The 16612-nt window shown below is 35.1% G+C and carries 17 protein-coding genes and 1 other annotated feature; all 17 genes read right to left on the bottom strand.

The features are described from left to right. Window positions 1-174 precede the first annotated feature (174 nt). Entirely contained in the window at window positions 175-1470 is a 1296-nt protein-coding gene (obgE, locus tag JM172_RS07180) for a GTPase ObgE (RefSeq protein ID WP_214481686.1), read from the bottom strand. A 278-nt stretch (window positions 1471-1748) separates the two neighbouring features. Next, window positions 1749-2285: a Spo0B C-terminal domain-containing protein gene (locus tag JM172_RS07185; protein WP_214481456.1), complete on the bottom strand. Its 537-nt coding sequence runs from the start codon at window positions 2283-2285 to the stop codon at window positions 1749-1751. Between the two features lie 86 nt (window positions 2286-2371). Beyond that, the gene (rpmA, locus tag JM172_RS07190) at window positions 2372-2662 is read right to left on the bottom strand and encodes a 50S ribosomal protein L27 (protein ID WP_214481457.1); all 291 of its coding nucleotides are present in this window, start codon (window positions 2660-2662) and stop codon (window positions 2372-2374) included. A 29-nt stretch (window positions 2663-2691) separates the two neighbouring features. Further along, complete coding sequence (locus JM172_RS07195; protein WP_214481458.1) at window positions 2692-3018, bottom strand: ribosomal-processing cysteine protease Prp; 327 nt, start codon at window positions 3016-3018, stop codon at window positions 2692-2694. 12 nt (window positions 3019-3030) lie between these two features. Then, entirely contained in the window at window positions 3031-3339 is a 309-nt protein-coding gene (gene rplU, locus JM172_RS07200) for a 50S ribosomal protein L21 (RefSeq protein ID WP_214481459.1), read from the bottom strand. A gap of 13 nt (window positions 3340-3352) precedes the next feature. Continuing rightward, window positions 3353-3439, bottom strand: a sequence feature (ribosomal protein L21 leader region). 48 nt (window positions 3440-3487) lie between these two features. Further along, window positions 3488-5005 carry an Rne/Rng family ribonuclease gene (locus tag JM172_RS07205; protein WP_214481460.1) on the bottom strand — a complete coding sequence of 506 codons (1518 nt, stop codon included), beginning with the start codon at window positions 5003-5005 and terminating at the stop codon, window positions 3488-3490. Window positions 5006-5465: 460 nt separating this feature from the next. After that, complete coding sequence (locus JM172_RS07210; RefSeq protein WP_214481461.1) at window positions 5466-6332, bottom strand: M50 family metallopeptidase; 867 nt, start codon at window positions 6330-6332, stop codon at window positions 5466-5468. Next, window positions 6325-7101, bottom strand: coding sequence for a M23 family metallopeptidase (locus JM172_RS07215; RefSeq protein ID WP_214481462.1), 777 nt, complete (start codon window positions 7099-7101; stop codon window positions 6325-6327). Before JM172_RS07215 ends, JM172_RS07210 begins: the two co-directional genes overlap by 8 nt. 868 nt (window positions 7102-7969) lie before the next feature. Continuing rightward, complete coding sequence (minD, locus tag JM172_RS07220; RefSeq protein WP_214481463.1) at window positions 7970-8779, bottom strand: septum site-determining protein MinD; 810 nt, start codon at window positions 8777-8779, stop codon at window positions 7970-7972. A gap of 2 nt (window positions 8780-8781) precedes the next feature. After that, window positions 8782-9474, bottom strand: coding sequence for a septum site-determining protein MinC (minC, locus tag JM172_RS07225; protein WP_320257142.1), 693 nt, complete (start codon window positions 9472-9474; stop codon window positions 8782-8784). Window positions 9475-9565: 91 nt separating this feature from the next. After that, complete coding sequence (gene mreD / locus JM172_RS07230) at window positions 9566-10084, bottom strand: rod shape-determining protein MreD (protein ID WP_214481466.1); 519 nt, start codon at window positions 10082-10084, stop codon at window positions 9566-9568. Then, window positions 10084-10962: a rod shape-determining protein MreC gene (mreC, locus tag JM172_RS07235; RefSeq protein ID WP_214481468.1), complete on the bottom strand. Its 879-nt coding sequence runs from the start codon at window positions 10960-10962 to the stop codon at window positions 10084-10086. Before mreC ends, mreD begins: the two co-directional genes overlap by 1 nt. A 27-nt stretch (window positions 10963-10989) precedes the next feature. Then, entirely contained in the window at window positions 10990-12006 is a 1017-nt protein-coding gene (locus JM172_RS07240) for a rod shape-determining protein (RefSeq protein ID WP_214481470.1), read from the bottom strand. Between the two features lie 292 nt (window positions 12007-12298). Continuing rightward, window positions 12299-12988 (bottom strand): RadC family protein, encoded by a 690-nt coding sequence (gene radC, locus JM172_RS07245; RefSeq protein ID WP_214481471.1) that lies wholly within the window; start codon window positions 12986-12988, stop codon window positions 12299-12301. Window positions 12989-13019: 31 nt separating this feature from the next. Further along, window positions 13020-13598 (bottom strand): Maf family protein, encoded by a 579-nt coding sequence (locus tag JM172_RS07250; protein ID WP_214481473.1) that lies wholly within the window; start codon window positions 13596-13598, stop codon window positions 13020-13022. An 894-nt stretch (window positions 13599-14492) separates the two neighbouring features. Beyond that, window positions 14493-15542, bottom strand: a complete 1050-nt coding sequence (locus JM172_RS07255; protein ID WP_214481475.1) for a hypothetical protein — start codon at window positions 15540-15542, stop codon at window positions 14493-14495. 293 nt (window positions 15543-15835) lie between these two features. Further along, entirely contained in the window at window positions 15836-16594 is a 759-nt protein-coding gene (locus tag JM172_RS07260; protein ID WP_214481477.1) for a prepilin peptidase, read from the bottom strand. Between the last annotated feature and the right edge of the window lie 18 nt (window positions 16595-16612).

Raw genomic sequence — 16612 nt, forward strand, 5'->3', positions numbered from 1 at the left:
TTAGTTCTTTCGCCTCGAGTACTTTTTTCATTGACTCTGGCAGTGCATCTTCTCGAACTAAATAAAACTTATCTCCCACTTTGCCCCAAGCCCCCCTCAATTTATATTTTTCTAAAGTCCTCAAAGGTTTCAAAGCGGTTAGATTTATAAATTGATCATATAATTTATTTAGATTTAATCTATAAATTCAAACTCGAATTCAAGTATCTTAACAAGGTCTCCATCCTTTGCTCCCTGTTGGCGTAGTGCATCGTCAATCCCCATACCTCGTAGCTGACGAGAAAAACGTCGTACAGATTCATCTCTAGAGAAATCAGTCATTTTAAATAATTTTTCTACATTATTACCATATACTACAAACGAACCATCACTTTCACGCGATATTTGGAAGTTAGGTGTTTCTTTAATATGTTTATACAGAACGCTTTGACTTTCTTCTTGATCATCACTTTCATCATATAAAAGAAACTCTGGTGTTTTTTCAACCAAATCAGCAATTTCAAACAATAGGTCACGCAAGCCTTGTCTTGTTACTGCAGATACAGGAAAAATTTTCACATCGTCACTCATAAGCTTGTCTTTAAACTGCTGTAAGTTTTCTTCTGCATCAGGCATATCCATTTTATTTGCAACGATGATTTGTGGTCGTTCTGTTAAACGTAAGTTATATTCACGTAATTCTTCATTAATGACCTGATAATCATCAAATGGATCTCGGCCTTCCATACCAGACATATCTATAACATGAACAATTACTTTTGTTCTTTCAATGTGACGTAAAAATTGATGACCTAGTCCAACACCTTGATGTGCTCCTTCAATAAGCCCTGGTAAATCTGCCATCACAAAGCTACGACTATCTTCAGTTTCTACCACACCTAAATTTGGAACAATCGTTGTGAAATGGTATTCAGCTATTTTTGGCTTCGCTGCAGAAACTGTTGAAAGCAATGTTGACTTACCAACGCTTGGAAAACCTACTAATCCTACATCAGCTAGTACTTTCAACTCCATCGTAACATAGCGTTCTTGACCTGGTTCACCATTTTCAGCAATTTCTGGTGCAGGATTGGCAGGTGTTGCAAAACGTATATTCCCTCTTCCACCACGTCCACCTTTCGCAATGACAGCGCTTTGCTCATGGATTGTTAAATCAGCTAATACCTCTTTGGTATCATCGTCGAGTACAACAGTTCCTGGAGGCACTTTAACAACTAGTGAATCAGCGTTTTTACCGTGCATACTCTTTGACATTCCGTGTTCTCCACGGGATGCTTTAAAATGTCTTTTGTAGCGGAAATCCATCAAAGTTCTTAGACCCTCATCTACCTGAAATATTACGTCAGCACCTTTGCCTCCATCACCACCTGCTGGACCGCCTTTTGGTACATATTTTTCACGTCGAAAGGCGACCATTCCATTTCCACCATCGCCACCTTTAACATATATTTTGACTTGATCGACAAACATATCTCTTCCTCCGATCTTAGTAATTAAGAAAAGCGCAAGGCGCTGGCCTATCGGCAACATGTATAACCGTTCAGTCGAAAGGTTGTCATTTACCTTCTGGGCACACCCCGATCTCGGGCAGAAGCACCTGGAGCTAGCATTTAGAAAAGCGGATGCGCCTTATCATCCTCAACATCCACTAAAGTCAATGAAGACGTTTTTTGCCTTCAAGATCGTATGACGAATAGAAGCGAGGAGATTGACGCTAAAGCTATATATTCAAAAAATCTTAGGTCACATCAAAGTAAAGATACTTCTAGCGACATTTCAGTGGTATGTAAATCGTAATCAGTAATAGATATTTGTTCTTCACTATTGTTATTTTTTACCCACAAAGTTATTTTATCTGTTTCTGATATTATGCCACGAAAGTCAAAAAAGAAACGGACATCGTTGTTACGTATATCGATTGAAATATTTAAATGGTGATTTCCATTTGGGTGAACTGAATTTTCTAAAAGCTCTATCAAACTTTTTGTCCAATTTATCATACTTCGATCGTATTTTGATAAATCTTGGACTTCCCCAAGCACCTCATATTCAATGAATACTTTATGGCTTTCCCAATTATAAGTCATTAAATATGCTGCTAAGGAAGGTAATTTTAAGTTAGAAAGCTTGGCTTCATACTCAGCTTCAAACACCATTTCTTCAATAATTTCTTTTACTCTATCAAGGTTATTTAGTTCTATATTTCCTTTTATTAATTGTAGCTTATTCAGCCAATCATGACGCGAGTGTCGCAATAACTCAACGATATCCAACTGTTTTTTCATATTTCCACTCCTAATGACACAAAATAGTGGTTAATATATAAAAATGAAGAAAACTCTAACCATAATGGTTAGAGTTTGTTTAAATGTTACGCTTCTTGAGCAACAGGGTACACACTAACTTGTTTGCGGTCACGACCTAACCGTTCAAAACGTACCACGCCGTCAACTTTTGCGTATAATGTATCATCCCCGCCACGGCCAACGTTGACACCTGGATAAATTTTTGTACCGCGTTGACGATATAAAATTGATCCACCTGTAACTGTTTGACCATCAGCACGTTTAGCACCTAAACGTTTCGAGATTGAATCACGTCCGTTTTTTGTACTACCTACACCTTTTTTAGATGCAAAAAATTGAAGGTCTAATCTTAACATGATATTCACCTCCTATTTGATTTTAATTATTATTGTTTAGTAATTTTGATGTAATCCCCATACTCTTGTTCAATGGATTTCAAAGAAACGAGCATTCCTTCAAGCAACAACTGAATTTTATCAGCTACAACTTTGTCAATGTTAGATGGTACTTCACAGTAAAGGTAGCCATCTTGTTGTTGAATGATTGGCTCGGTATTTGTTAATGCATAAATAGCATTAATAGTACCAATTGAAACAGCTGAGGCACCAGCACAAACAATATCTTTACCATGCGCAGCTTGATACGCATGACCACTCATCGTAAATGATTGTATCGTCCCATCATTTGCGCGGTCAATCTTAACATTTATCATAGTACACCTAGATTATGCGTTGATTTTTTCAATAACAATTTTTGTATAAGGTTGACGATGACCTTGCTTTTTACGCACGTTTTTCTTAGGTTTATATTTGAAAATGACAATTTTCTTTTGACGGCCATGTTTTTCAACTTTTGCTGTTACAGTTGCACCAGCTACAGTAGGACTTCCAACTTTAACATTGTCTCCACCTACGAATAAAACCTTATCAAAAGTAACAGTTTCACCATCAGCCACGTTTAGCTTTTCAATATAAAGCTCTTGACCTTCTTCAACTTTAAGTTGTTTTCCACCAGTTTCAATAATTGCGTACATACTTGCACCTCCTTAATAAACTAAGACTCGCCAGTATTCAGGCGTTTCGAAAGCATCGAACACTTATTTATGTACCTGATCTGAGCGGTTGTAGCACGGTGCTACAAACAAACACAAATAAAATGATAGCATAGAAAAATGTTTACTGTCAATAAGTGTTTTCTACTTTCGACTTATTTACTTTTTCAAGAATATCTGCATATGTACCCATTTGCTTTATTTCATAAAATGCGTCTGTTTTCTTAGATGTTGTTGTTAAAAAGATAGATAGCCGTAACATCGTTTCTAACCTAGTAAGATGCTCATCATTATGACCGCAAAATATCTTTTTAATGCTTTCTGTTGTCTCTATCCATATTGCTTCAACATCTGTTTGACGAAATTCCATCATTTCACGATCAAGTTTATATGCAATTTCTTCATTTGAAAGCACCCTACCTATACCATCACATTTCTCACAAGATGCTGTTAATTGTATTGGTATACTATCTCGTACTTTTTTACGTGACATTTCTAGAATACCTAAACGTGTATATCCAAAGATGTTAGTTCTTGTCCTATCTTTAGCCATTTCTTTTGTAAGTACATGACTAACTTGTCTTTTATCTTCTTCGGTTTTCATATCAATAAAATCAATTAAAATAATTCCTCCGATATCACGTAATCGAAGTTGTCTTGCTATTTCTATTGCAGCTAACTTATTTATACGTACAATAGTATCACGAATCGCAGATTTCCCTAAATATTTACCAGAATTCACATCAATTACTGTTAATGCTTCTGTTTGCTCAATAATGATATACCCTCCATTATCTAACCAAACAATTTTTTTTAGCAATTTGTCTATTTCATGGTCTATATGGAAAGCAGAAAAAATATTTATTTTATTCGTATACAATGAAACGCTTGGTGTAGCTTCTTTTTTACTACCGTTAAATCTTGTTTTTATTTCCTTATAATAGTTCAGTTCATCTACGATGACTTCTTTAATTGTTGATTGAGGAATTTCTCTAAATATCTTATCAACAAAATGATTACCATGATGTAAAAGATAAGGTGCCTTAGCCATTTGCTGTCTACGTTGAAGTTGCTGAAAACGTTCCTTTAAAAACATTAACTCTTGAATGATAACCTCTTCATCAATCTCTATAGAAGCTGTTCTAAAAATAACTCCTTCATTTTCTTCGCACCAATCTTCACCTAAGCTTTGTAAATAAGTTCGCTTTATATTATCATCAATTTTTTTCGAAACTGCAACATAATTACCAAATGGTAAATATATAACGTAACGACCAGGTATCTCAATGATACCGCTTAACTTCGCACCTTTATTACCGATTTCTTCTTTAATTCCTTGGACGAGTATTGTTTCACCTTGATGGATAAAACTTGATATCGATTTTTGTTGTTTTTCCTTTACTGATAAAGGCGACAAATGATAGCTTAACAGTTGATCTCGGTGTATAAACCCTTTCTTCTCAGCTCCATAATCTACAAAAGCTGCTTGTATACCAGGATGAACATCAGTAACTCGACCTAGGTAGATATTCCCTACAACCTCATGATTATTAGGTTGCTCAATATGATATTCAACGAGCTTATTATCTTCAACTATCGCCATTCTTTTTTGTAAGCTCGTTGCGTTAATAATCACTTTTTTTTCCAATATTCAATGCCTCATTTCGTGAACGATCGATATTTTTATATTTTACCGCCACACACAAGATAAGTGCAAGCTCCGACCAATCCAGAGAGTGAATGAAGACTATCTTGGCTCCTTTAGCATTGATTATTGCTCTTCATACTAAGAAATAAAATAAGCATAAACTTAAGGATTCGTGGCATCTTTTCTCATTTAAAATGAGGTCAATTGCATAAAATTTAGTTATTGCTGTTCTAAATTAATCTCATTAGCAACAAAGTTTCAATGATCATCTTCGCTTTTTTTGCTATTAAAAATAGGCTATAGTACTACAGGTTAAAACGATGATCTTTTCTTCTTTATTCCATGACAAACATTTAAAACATGATTTGGGCAAAAAAAAAAGAATGTTACGAGAACATCGTTAGAAGATTTTAGATGCTAAAAAGCCTAGCGTGCCAAAAATAATTCCCATAAATTATAATTAGTACTCATACAGCAAATCACCAATTGGTTGTGTCACTAGCTTTTCAGAAAAATACGCATGTAATAATTCGTTCTCATCTAGAGAAGCATTTTCCTTCTCTCCACGTTGAACAATAATAGAATGTTTATAACCCCTTTGAAACTTTAGTAAAACATGATGAATTTGTTCTACATCATCAACAATTATAGACTTTAACTGCTGAACAGAATCTTGTTTGCCATAATATCTCTCTAGCAAAAATCTCATAAACACATAATGACGTTGGCGCCATTCAATAATGAGAGAGTAAGCTAAGAAGCCAATGATCATCCATAGATTTAATTGAAACGGATAGATAATTAGAAATATTACGACCATTACAAGAATTAGTATGAACGAGCAGGAGAGTGTCCTCTTATGTGCATTGCTAAAAGGTTGTTTTAAAGATAGTATTACAAATAATAATTTCCCCCCATCTAGCGGCCAAATAGGAAGTAAATTTAAAGACAAGATCACTAAATTTTGATTTACAAATAATTGAAAGCTGTCTTCTGACAACAACGACGTAGTGTATAGGAGATAGCCAACTCCCAATAGCCATATATGTTGAAGTGGTCCTGCTAAAATCACAATTAACTCTTGCTTTATTGGTCGGTTCCCATGTTCATCTACCTCAGCTACTCCACCAAAAGGCAACAAAGCAATGCGTTTAATACGCCATGAAAAAAAATGAGCCGCAAGCACATGACCCATTTCGTGAACAAAAACGATAAGAAAGAGCATGATAAGTTCCCTTACATGTCCGGTTATAATGCCGATCCCTATCAAAAACCAAAGCAATGGGTGAATGTATACTTTTGATAACAATACAATAATGTTATTCAAATGAGATCACCTGTATCGGATCAATAAATTCGGTACCTTTTTTAATTGCAAAATAATATGTTCCCTTTGTTTGATCACTATCTTCCATCACATCACCAATCACTTCACCTTTTTCAATAAATTTAAACATTTCAGTTGAGATTGACTGCAAATTTCCATACCACGTTTCTGTTTTATTTGCATGTTGTACGATCACTGTTTTACCAAGACCTTCCTTCTTTCCAGCGAAGGATACCCACCCATCGTCCATCGACTCAACTTCTGTTTTGCTTACTGTCTCAATAACAATACCCTGTCCATCCGTCTCAAAACCTTGTAGTACTTTTCCTGATGCAGGGACTGCATACTCAAAATCGGAAAATTCAGTTTTATCCTCTCCTGCAATATTGCGTTCAGGAAGGAGAGCAATCGGTTTTCCGAATATATCTTCATACCATGCTGAGACAGAAGCAAATTGAAATTCTTGCTGAAATGTTCGGGTAACAAAATCCCTACCCGATTTAAATGTATCTGATTCGTTTTTAAACATAATTGCTACAATTAACACTAGACATATAGAAAATAATACTTTAAACATAAATTTTTCTTTTTGAAATAGTGGATGAATATCATTAGATTCATTTTGAAATGAAGAGTTGGGCATTGGTACTTTATGATGTTCATCACGAAACATTTCCGTTGAGGGTTGATCGCGAGGTGGGCGTATCCCTCTATCTTTTTTTCTTTTTGCAATACGTTTTCTAATTTCATCAGCACGATGATGTCCCATTTATCTCACACCATTCCCCTTTAAGAGCATGTTCAAAAAGAGCGAAGAATAACAAGACGGCTTAGCTACGAGCACCGGAATGAAACTACTGCACTGAGAAAAAATTCTGCTGCTTCGTATCAAGGAATTAACTTCTCTGAAACAAATCTCGGAAGCATCGAGGCATCCGTAATGCCATTTACACTACAGCAAATGTATTGGATCCCCACATAAACCCGCAATGTTCTATGGAGCATACGGATTAAGAACACCCTGTTCAAGTTAATTCTACAGTCCTTCATCCCAAACTTTTTGAACGATCTCTTTAATCAATTGTTTGTACCATTTTATGACTTGTCCGGATTGATTAGAACAAAAAATCCATTAGGAGATGGTGAAAAAAGTCGTTGTAACTATATTTATTTATTTATTTGGATCGTGTGTCTTCTATTCAACCTCATTTAAAAATACTACACAGATAGAAGTGGTCGGCTACAATGTTAGAAACTAAAGGATTTTTTTATTAATTGTTATTTTTCAAACTAGGAGCTAAACACGAATGACACAACCGTTACTGCATGTTCTCTTTTCTAATGATTATCAAGTTCATATAAAACAGCCTAATCACTTCAAATTTTGAAATGCAGTTACAATTTTTTGAAAAGAGCCTAAATATATATAATCACTATACAACAAATCATATAATCGAGAGATTGCTAAACTTCCATAATAAGACTGGTGTTTTTGGATCGATTGTTTATTCAAAGTTAGTAGCAACTAAATTTATGAAAAGACCCATAAGAAAAAGACCTCTGATTAATAGGAAACTAATCAGAAGCCATATTATATATACTTGATTGAGAAATGATACAAACCTGCTCTATCCTATTTATACTTTCACGCCAAAGAATTTTTTAATTTTTGAAAACATACCCTTCTCCCCAATGTCTAAAGATTGGAGAGGAACAGATTCGCCTAACACCCTTCGTGCAATATTTCTATAAGCAACACCAGCTATATTCTTTGGATTCATAGCAATCGGCTCACCTTCGTTGGATGCTTTAATTACCTCATCATCGTCTGCTACGATACCGATCAAATCAATTGAAAGATGAGCTACAACATCATCCACGTCTAGCATATCCCCGTCTTTTACCATTTTATTACGTATTCTATTAATTATTAGTTTTGGTGGTTCTATGTCCTCTTCTTTTTCAAGTAAACCTATAATACGATCCGCATCTCGAACAGCTGATTTCTCTGGTGTTGTTACGACAATTGCCTTATTCGCTCCCGCGACAGCATTTCTGTATCCTTGTTCGATCCCTGCGGGGCAATCGATAAGTACATAATCAAAATCCTGTCTAATTTCGGAAACTAGTTTTTTCATTTGATCAGGGGTTACAGCCGTTTTATCACTTGTTTGTGCTGCAGGAAGTAAGTATAAATTATCATCAAACCGCTTATCTTTTACTAAGGCTTGATTAATCTTTGTACAACGACCTTCTACTACATCTACTAAATCAAATATAATTCGATTTTCTAGACCCATTACGACATCTAAATTTCTAAGGCCAATATCTGTATCTACTAAACACACACGTTTTCCTGCTAGCGCTAAAGCGGTTCCTAGATTAGCAGATGTTGTTGTTTTGCCTACTCCACCTTTTCCTGATGTTATGACTATAGCATCTCCCACTGTCACATTCCCCTTTCCAACCGCGTTAATATAGGTCTAATATGAGTTAGCAGTTGTAAACGATCTACTATTATTTTGTTATCATCATTTATATAAGCACATTCCATACCATGTGAACTATCATCATCATATTCCGGTGCTCGGCTAATAATATTACAGATTTTCAATTGTGAAGGTTTCATTACTGATGCAGCAATTACGGATTGTTTATCGTTATTCGCACCCGCATGGGCAACTCCACGCAGAGCACCTAAAACAAAAATATTACCGCCAGCTACAACCTTCCCACCCGGATTCACGTCACCAATAAGTAGTAAATCACCTTGTACATGCAATACTTGTCCTGAACGTATTATTTTACATACAGGAACAACCTCTGTTTCTCGTTTCCACGTTAATGCTTCCTCTTTGGAAATTACATTCCCCTCTATTGAATCTACAACAAGTTGCTTCTTTGAACGAATGAGCACACGAATTTGTTCTTCTTGTTCATTTGTTAGAAAACGATTACCAATCTGCAAATGAACAGCTATGAAAGGACCTTCCTCATCCCCTTGAAATGTTAGCGATAGCTTTTCTTCTAGCTCTTGTAACAAGCTTTGGAATGAGCATGTATCATCGAGATGTAACGTCAATCCTTCTTTCGTTCCTTTTATCGTAACCAATTGTTGTTTATGCTTATTCACGTCGTTCACCTCAATGAATATATATTTCGACAAAGGTTGAATATTTCCTCTAAGATGATTGTCAAAAAATCAGTTAATTAACATATGTATTTAGCTAAGGCTAGCCCTTTCTACCATCTTCTGACACTTTTGTTAAGTGTCTTTTTAAAGGATAAGAAAAAATAACTAGAAATATACTATTTAACACGATAGTCGGATATAATCGATTCATACTAAAATCATTTATTGACATTTGTGTACTTGTAATTAGTGCATATAGTCCATATACATAATATTCTATGAAAGAAATCATAAAAAGACATATAACTGATACAATAACTAAATTAGATTGGAGAAACTTCATAAGCTTAAAAACTAAATATGCAGCAACAGGATACGAAAACATATATATTCCAATCACTTCTGTATATACTACATCATATAACAATCCAAATATTGCTGCATATATAATACCGATTAATTTATCACGATAAACTGTAATAAAGATAAACATAATTAACGAAAACCTTGGAACATAAATGAAATCTTTAAAAAACCGTTCAGGTGGAAATATGTCTATGATCGTACTTTCAGCAATAAATAAGAAAGTAGCGAAAAGAGGAAGGTAAAAACGTCGCATTATTCTTCCCCCTCGATATCTACTGGTGTCATAGTCCGTTCTAGTACGATGACGTGATCGATTGCTGAAAAATTCGCTTCTGGTTTAACATACGCTAATTGTAATAACCCAGATTCATCTGGCACTACATCTATTACTTTACCGATTGGCAACCCACTAGGAAAAACGCCACCTAACCCAGATGTAATGACGTCTTGGTCCACCTTCACTTCGATATTCGTAGCTTTCTTAAGTTTTAATAATAGTGCCTCACGTTCATCATCATAGCCTTCAATAACACCATCTACATTGCTTTCTTCATCCTCACCTAGAACAACTGCAGCAACCCGATTTATTCTATTTTGATTCGTATCACTTAACAGTTGAATGGTTGATTTAAATTGTGAAGTCTGCTTCACTTTTCCTATTAAGCCTTTTGAGGTAATGACTGCCATATCGACTTTCACACCGTGTTTTTCACCTTTATTTATATATATATTCTGATACCATTGATCAGGATTTCTACCAATAACCGTCGCTTGAATTGGAGTATAATCTGTAAGACTTGTTGTTTTTTCTAATATAGCACTAAGCTCTTCATAATCTTGTTCAAGAATTTGATACTTGTCTTTTAACGCAACGTATTCTTCCAGCCTGGCCTTTAACATTTTGTTCTCTTCGTATGTATTTTTTAAGTCATTCACATTTTCAAAGAAGCCCGCAACATATTGTGCGGGCTGATGAACGATGGATTGTACCCAACCAACGGTGTCTTTGATAAACTGTTCTGGCCATGTTACCTGCTCACGGTCTCTTAATGAAAACCCAATCAATGCCACTAAAATAATTACACATATTAATAATATTATTAATCGTTTATTTAAGAAGAATTGTGGCATGATTTGCACCCTCTTAAGTTAATCATATTAGTCATTAACTTGGTTTTTGAATAAATGAATGTGATCTAATGCTTTTCCAGTACCTATTGCAACACAATCAAGTGGATTTTCTGCAATAAGAACTGGCATTTTCGTTTCTTCACTAATAACCTTATCTAAATTTCTTAACAACGCGCCTCCACCAGTCAAAACAATTCCTCTATCCATAATATCTGCGGCTAATTCAGGAGGCGTATTTTCCAACGTATTCTTTACTGATTCTACAATAGAAAATACTGTATCACGCATTGCTTGAGTGATTTCGTCTGCAGAAATTTCTATCGTTTTTGGCAACCCTGTAACTAAGTCACGACCTCTTATTTCCATGCCTTCGACATCATCTGATATACTTGCTGATCCAATCTCTACTTTTATTAATTCTGCGGTACGCTCACCAATTAATAAGTTAAACGATTTACGAATATATTGAATGATCGCTTCATCCATCTCATCACCAGCAACACGTATGGATTGCTTAGTAACAATCCCTCCTAAAGAAATTATCGCAACCTCCGTCGTACCTCCACCAATATCGACAACCATGCTACCAGTAGGCTCCCACACCGGTAAATTTGCACCGATAGCTGCTGCAAATGGCTCTTCAATCGTGTATGCTTCACGGGCACCAGCCTGCTTTGTAGCATCCTTAACAGCCCGCTTTTCAACTGCAGTTACACCAGAAGGTATACATACCATAACATTCGGTTTACGCGCAAAAACACTTTTATTTTTCAATGCTTGCTTAATATAATATTTCATCATCGTTGCTGTTGTTTCATAATCTGCAATAACCCCATCCTTCATCGGGCGTCTTGCCACAACATTTCCAGGTGTACGTCCAATCATATTTTTAGCTTCATTACCAACAGCCACTATTTGCTTAGAGTCTTTTTGAAAAGCCACTACTGAAGGTTCCCTCACGAGTATACCTTTTCCTTTTACATACACAACTGTATTTGCTGTTCCTAAATCTATTCCAAGGTCTCTAGTACCAATGCCAAACATTAATTGTATCTTCCTTTCTGCTACGAAATACATATAATTATTGTAGTAAACTTTTGCTTGTCCATTTAAAAGTGATTTGTATAGCCACTTTCAGCAAAAAACTTGCTGTTTTCATATTAATAAATATACAACTAGAGTAAGTGCCATCTTCTCTTATTTCATGAGATGACCATCAAGTAGAATAGTCACTAGTTGATCTAATTTGATAACATTATTTACAAAGTTTACGAAAAAGAGTTAGTAAAAAACTCATAAATAATATTATATCGTACCACCGATTAAAATAACAGTGCTACAAATATCCTTTTTCCTTTAAGCTTACGAATTTATTATCACCTATTATAATATGGTCTAATAAGTCGATTCCTATAATCTTACTACACTCTGATAGTCGCTTAGTTACTTCAATATCCTCACGACTAGGTGCCGGGTCTCCGGACGGATGATTATGTGAACAAATGATTGAAGCTGCTGAACGGCGAAAAGCTTCTTTAAACACTTCTCTAGGATGGACAATTGATGCATTTAAGCTACCAATGAAAACTGTTTGCCTATGCATCACTTGATTTTTAGTGTTTAAATATAAAACGACAAAATGCTCTTGTGTAAGAAAACGCATGTCATCCATGACGTAACTTGCAGCGTCCTTAGGTGATTTAATGACATACCTTTCTTCAAATTGCAGTCTTCCAATACGCATGCCTAATTCCACAGAAGCCATAATTTGTACAGCCTTTGCGACACCGATTCCTTTAATTTCTGTAATTTCTTCTATAGAAGCGTCCTTTAATAAACGAAGTCCTTCAAAGTGTGTTAATAGCCGATTCGATAATTGAAGAACAGATTCATTTTTCGTTCCAGTTCTTAAAATGATTGCTAGCAGTTCATGATTAGAGAGACAATTTGGTCCTTCAGTGATAAGTCGTTCTCTAGGGCGCTCGTCTTTTGGGAAGTCACGTATCATCACTTCGCTTACATTCATATTTCCCCCCCTTAGTATAGAATACGCATTATTATTTAGTTATCTTTGGGTAATAGCCGATTTTTTTTAGCTCGCGAACAGTTCTAGCTACCGGTAAACCTACAACTGAAAAGTAATCACCTTTAAGCTCTTTTACTAATAGTGCACCTAATCCCTGTATACCGTAGGATCCTGCTTTATCAAATGGTTCACCACTATCAATATACTCAGTCATTTCTTGTTCAGTTAATTCCCAAAAGGTTACCTCTGTGGATTCAAAAAACGTCTTTTCCAATTGAGGAGAAATGAGTGCTACTCCTGTTAGCACTTGATGCTTGGAACCAGATAGTTTTGTTAATGTATTAAACGCATCATCTCTATTTTGTGGTTTGCCTAATAACTCACCGTTACTTATAACAATTGTGTCAGCCCCAATTACATATGAATTTGGATTGTAGTTTGAGATATTCTTTGCTTTTTGGTATGCAAGTGACATGACGACATCTTCAGGTGGTAAATGAGCATCAATAATTTCTTCAATATTACTTACAGAGACAGTAAATGGTATGCGAAGGTTTTCTAAAAGTTCTTTTCTACGAGGAGATCCAGAGGCTAAAATGAGGTTATTCATACTATCACCCTTTATTTTATTTCGTACAGTTTGGAAGATACAACAGTATCGTAACAAATTATTGGCTCATTAACAATTCATATTAGTATATTTTAGATCATATTTATTATTTACCCTTATTTATTACACTAAATTGCTCTAAAACAGTAAAAAATCACTTGATTAGAATCATTATTAAAGGAAAAACGACTCAGCTGCTCTTAATTACTACGTGTTTTTTCTAGTAAACTTGAACACCGTGCTTTATTCAAGTTTAGATTATGTAAATGAGCATACTTTAAACACTGAAATACAAAGTTAATCTTAAGTAGAATAAATAATGCCCGTGGCTTCAAAAGCTGTTGACAACTAAATTAGGATTTCCTTAATTAGTATAGAAATTAATCTCCACAGTTTTTTAGGTAGGAAATAGATAATAGAAAGGGTCGCAAGATGGTCATATACAACTATATAAAGTATATGCAGCTGTACAAAGGATTGTGTGGTTTGTCCTTTTAGAGAGCAATGTTGTCCAAAAAAGGGTATATATTCAACAATCAGTAGACTCATTGCCTATGAATCATTGGAAGTGAACGATCAACGTTCCATATAAATATAAAGATTTAACACTTAAGGAGAAATGCAATGAAGGCTCATACCGGACCATGAAGTCAAAGTACACTTACTTTATACATATAAACGGACCTTGTAAAAATAAAAATATGCCTCTTATCAGCTAGAATGAAAAATAATAAAACAATTGTAAGTAATAAACTGAAGCATAAAACCTAAAATTCAAAAGTGAGAAAACAAAGCACATAGGATGGAAATCTGAAAAGGGTAATTGACCTTTGCTCAATTCCCTTTTAGCTAACAGCCATATGAACTTTATTTTTTATGATGACTGCTTTCGCATTAATTGCTGCTTTTCACAATCATCTCATCGTATAATACGAGAATATTCAGTAAAGCTTGCTGACTATTCATTATGGATGTACGGTCACCGTTTTGCCTATAGGTTTTCAGTTGTTGAACTGCTGTGGTTAGTTCCTTAGCATGCTGCTGTATTAAGGTTGACAATGTATTCAAATCTAGCTGAGAAATCATCAAATAGTTTTGCTCTAAACTATTCCACACTTCTTCATTTAATGACTTTCCAGAAAGTAATATAGCTGATGACTCAATAAGACTTTCATAAAACTGTCTGCTTAGTCCAATATAATTCTTTTCTTCATCATTACTAGTAGTAATTGTTCCACCCTCAATGACAAATTGCTTGTTATACGTCTCTAATCCTCTATCAGTAAAAAGTTGACTAAGAGAGTCAATAGATGCCTGTGTATTGCTAAGCCCAATAAACAAAGAATAATTGCCCGCGCTTTTTATTAGGATCGATGGGATTCCATTACTTGATAATTGCTGTTGATATTCCTGTCCAGAAGATTCTTGAGAAAAAGCTCCTCCTTGAACAACTTGTACAACGAGAGGTTCAAAAATATCTATTTGAGTAGTACTAGAAGCCTGGTTCGAATTGGTAGCATCTGATAAATCAACTGAGTCTTCCAACGGCATATTTTCTTCTAGTGCCTGTTTTGGCTGCTCGTCAGAAATTAATTGTAACATTAATAAGCCTAACCCAATTCCAATGACAATTGCCAATAGTATGGACATCAAAAAGTTTTTTGATGAATACGGAAATTTATGGTTTATTTTAGGGAATCTTAATTTACGCCTCGATGTATCGCTATTTCCTTTATGACGCAAGTCTTCGATTGACACTATATCTTTATGCTCAATATTGTTTTGTTGTTTATCAGGTAATACCCACAAAAATTCCTCTTCACCTTGATCTTTTGTTGTAGCTACTTGTTTCTTCCCGACAGACAGGTTCTTTTTTTTTCTTTGAACCCCATTTTGCTCTTTTCCGTTAATTTTAATTGATATCTGTTCTTTTTGCTCGTCCACACTTTCACCACCTAGTGTCACATTTCTTAGCTTGCTCCAATGGTAGCATAGGGCTTCAAAAAAAACACAAGACTTTTGTCGTCTTAATATTAAAGGTTTTCGTCAAATTTCTTAGTTGCTTTTTTGGCTCTAATTTAATATTGCCCGTTTTCACATTGATTGTTGTTTTTCGTATTTAGGAATTAACACGTACACAACTAGAATTCGGGGCATCCTTTCTTCTTTATAATGATGACTTACATTCTAAAACCATGATAACCATAGCAACAAAGATCACGAAAGGAGCATAAATATTAAATAACAATCATCTTGTTAACATACCACGATATTATTATTTCACTAAAATAATAACTAATGATTGTTCCAAGCAAAATAAACGGGACAAATGGAATGGGAATTTTCCGATTTAGCCTGCTTAACAACATCCCCAATAACCCATACAAAGCACCAAATAATGTTGAACAAAAAAATGCTAACAACACCCCTTTAGAGCCAAGGACGACCCCTAGAAGACTAAACAGTTTAATATCTCCACCACCTATTCCTCCTCTGCTTATTATTGAAATAAGGCTTAGTAAACAAAACGCAATAAGCGCGCCTATGATGGCATCCCACCACGGTGTTAACGGAAGGAAAATGCGTTCAATCACAAACACAACTGTGAAAAATAACAAGACTTTGTTTGGTATTAGCATGAAAGTAATATCTGAAACAAAGAGGATCATCAACATCGAAATCATTGTCCAACAAACTAATAATTCCATCGACCAACCTAATATCAATGGGGAAATTGTTATAAGAATTGCAGTCATTAATTCAACAAAAGGGTAAAGAGGGGAAATAGGTGATTTACATTTACGACATTTCCCTCCTTGAATGATAAATGAGAAGACAGGGATAAGCTCAAGTGATGTAAGCTGTCTCTTGCAGTTAAGACAAGCAGAGCGAGGAGCAACAATCGACTCCCCCTTTGGAACACGTAGGCCAATAACATTGAAAAAAGAGCCGAGAATTAGTGATAATAAAAAAATATATAGATACACATATACCATATGATTAGCTCCATCTAC

Source organism: Bacillus sp. SM2101, assembly GCF_018588585.1.
Classification (GTDB): domain Bacteria; phylum Bacillota; class Bacilli; order Bacillales; family SM2101; genus Nanhaiella; species Nanhaiella sioensis.

Bases quoted from the DNA above. Each gene is read 5' to 3' on its own strand.
- rplU (WP_214481459.1), bottom strand. From the start codon at position 3,339: ATGTACGCAATTATTGAAACTGGTGGAAAACAACTTAAAGTTGAAGAA.
- radC (WP_214481471.1), bottom strand. From the start codon at position 12,988: ATGAATGTAAGCGAAGTGATGATACGTGACTTCCCAAAAGACGAGCGC.
- JM172_RS07195 (WP_214481458.1), bottom strand. From the start codon at position 3,018: ATGATAAATGTTAAGATTGACCGCGCAAATGATGGGACGATACAATCA.
- JM172_RS07185 (WP_214481456.1), bottom strand. From the start codon at position 2,285: ATGAAAAAACAGTTGGATATCGTTGAGTTATTGCGACACTCGCGTCAT.
- rpmA (WP_214481457.1), bottom strand. From the start codon at position 2,662: ATGTTAAGATTAGACCTTCAATTTTTTGCATCTAAAAAAGGTGTAGGT.
- JM172_RS07240 (WP_214481470.1), bottom strand. From the start codon at position 12,006: ATGTTTGGCATTGGTACTAGAGACCTTGGAATAGATTTAGGAACAGCA.
- obgE (WP_214481686.1), bottom strand. From the start codon at position 1,470: ATGTTTGTCGATCAAGTCAAAATATATGTTAAAGGTGGCGATGGTGGA.
- JM172_RS07250 (WP_214481473.1), bottom strand. From the start codon at position 13,598: ATGAATAACCTCATTTTAGCCTCTGGATCTCCTCGTAGAAAAGAACTT.
- mreC (WP_214481468.1), bottom strand. From the start codon at position 10,962: ATGCCACAATTCTTCTTAAATAAACGATTAATAATATTATTAATATGT.
- JM172_RS07215 (WP_214481462.1), bottom strand. From the start codon at position 7,101: ATGGGACATCATCGTGCTGATGAAATTAGAAAACGTATTGCAAAAAGA.
- JM172_RS07260 (WP_214481477.1), bottom strand. From the start codon at position 16,594: ATGGTATATGTGTATCTATATATTTTTTTATTATCACTAATTCTCGGC.
- mreD (WP_214481466.1), bottom strand. From the start codon at position 10,084: ATGCGACGTTTTTACCTTCCTCTTTTCGCTACTTTCTTATTTATTGCT.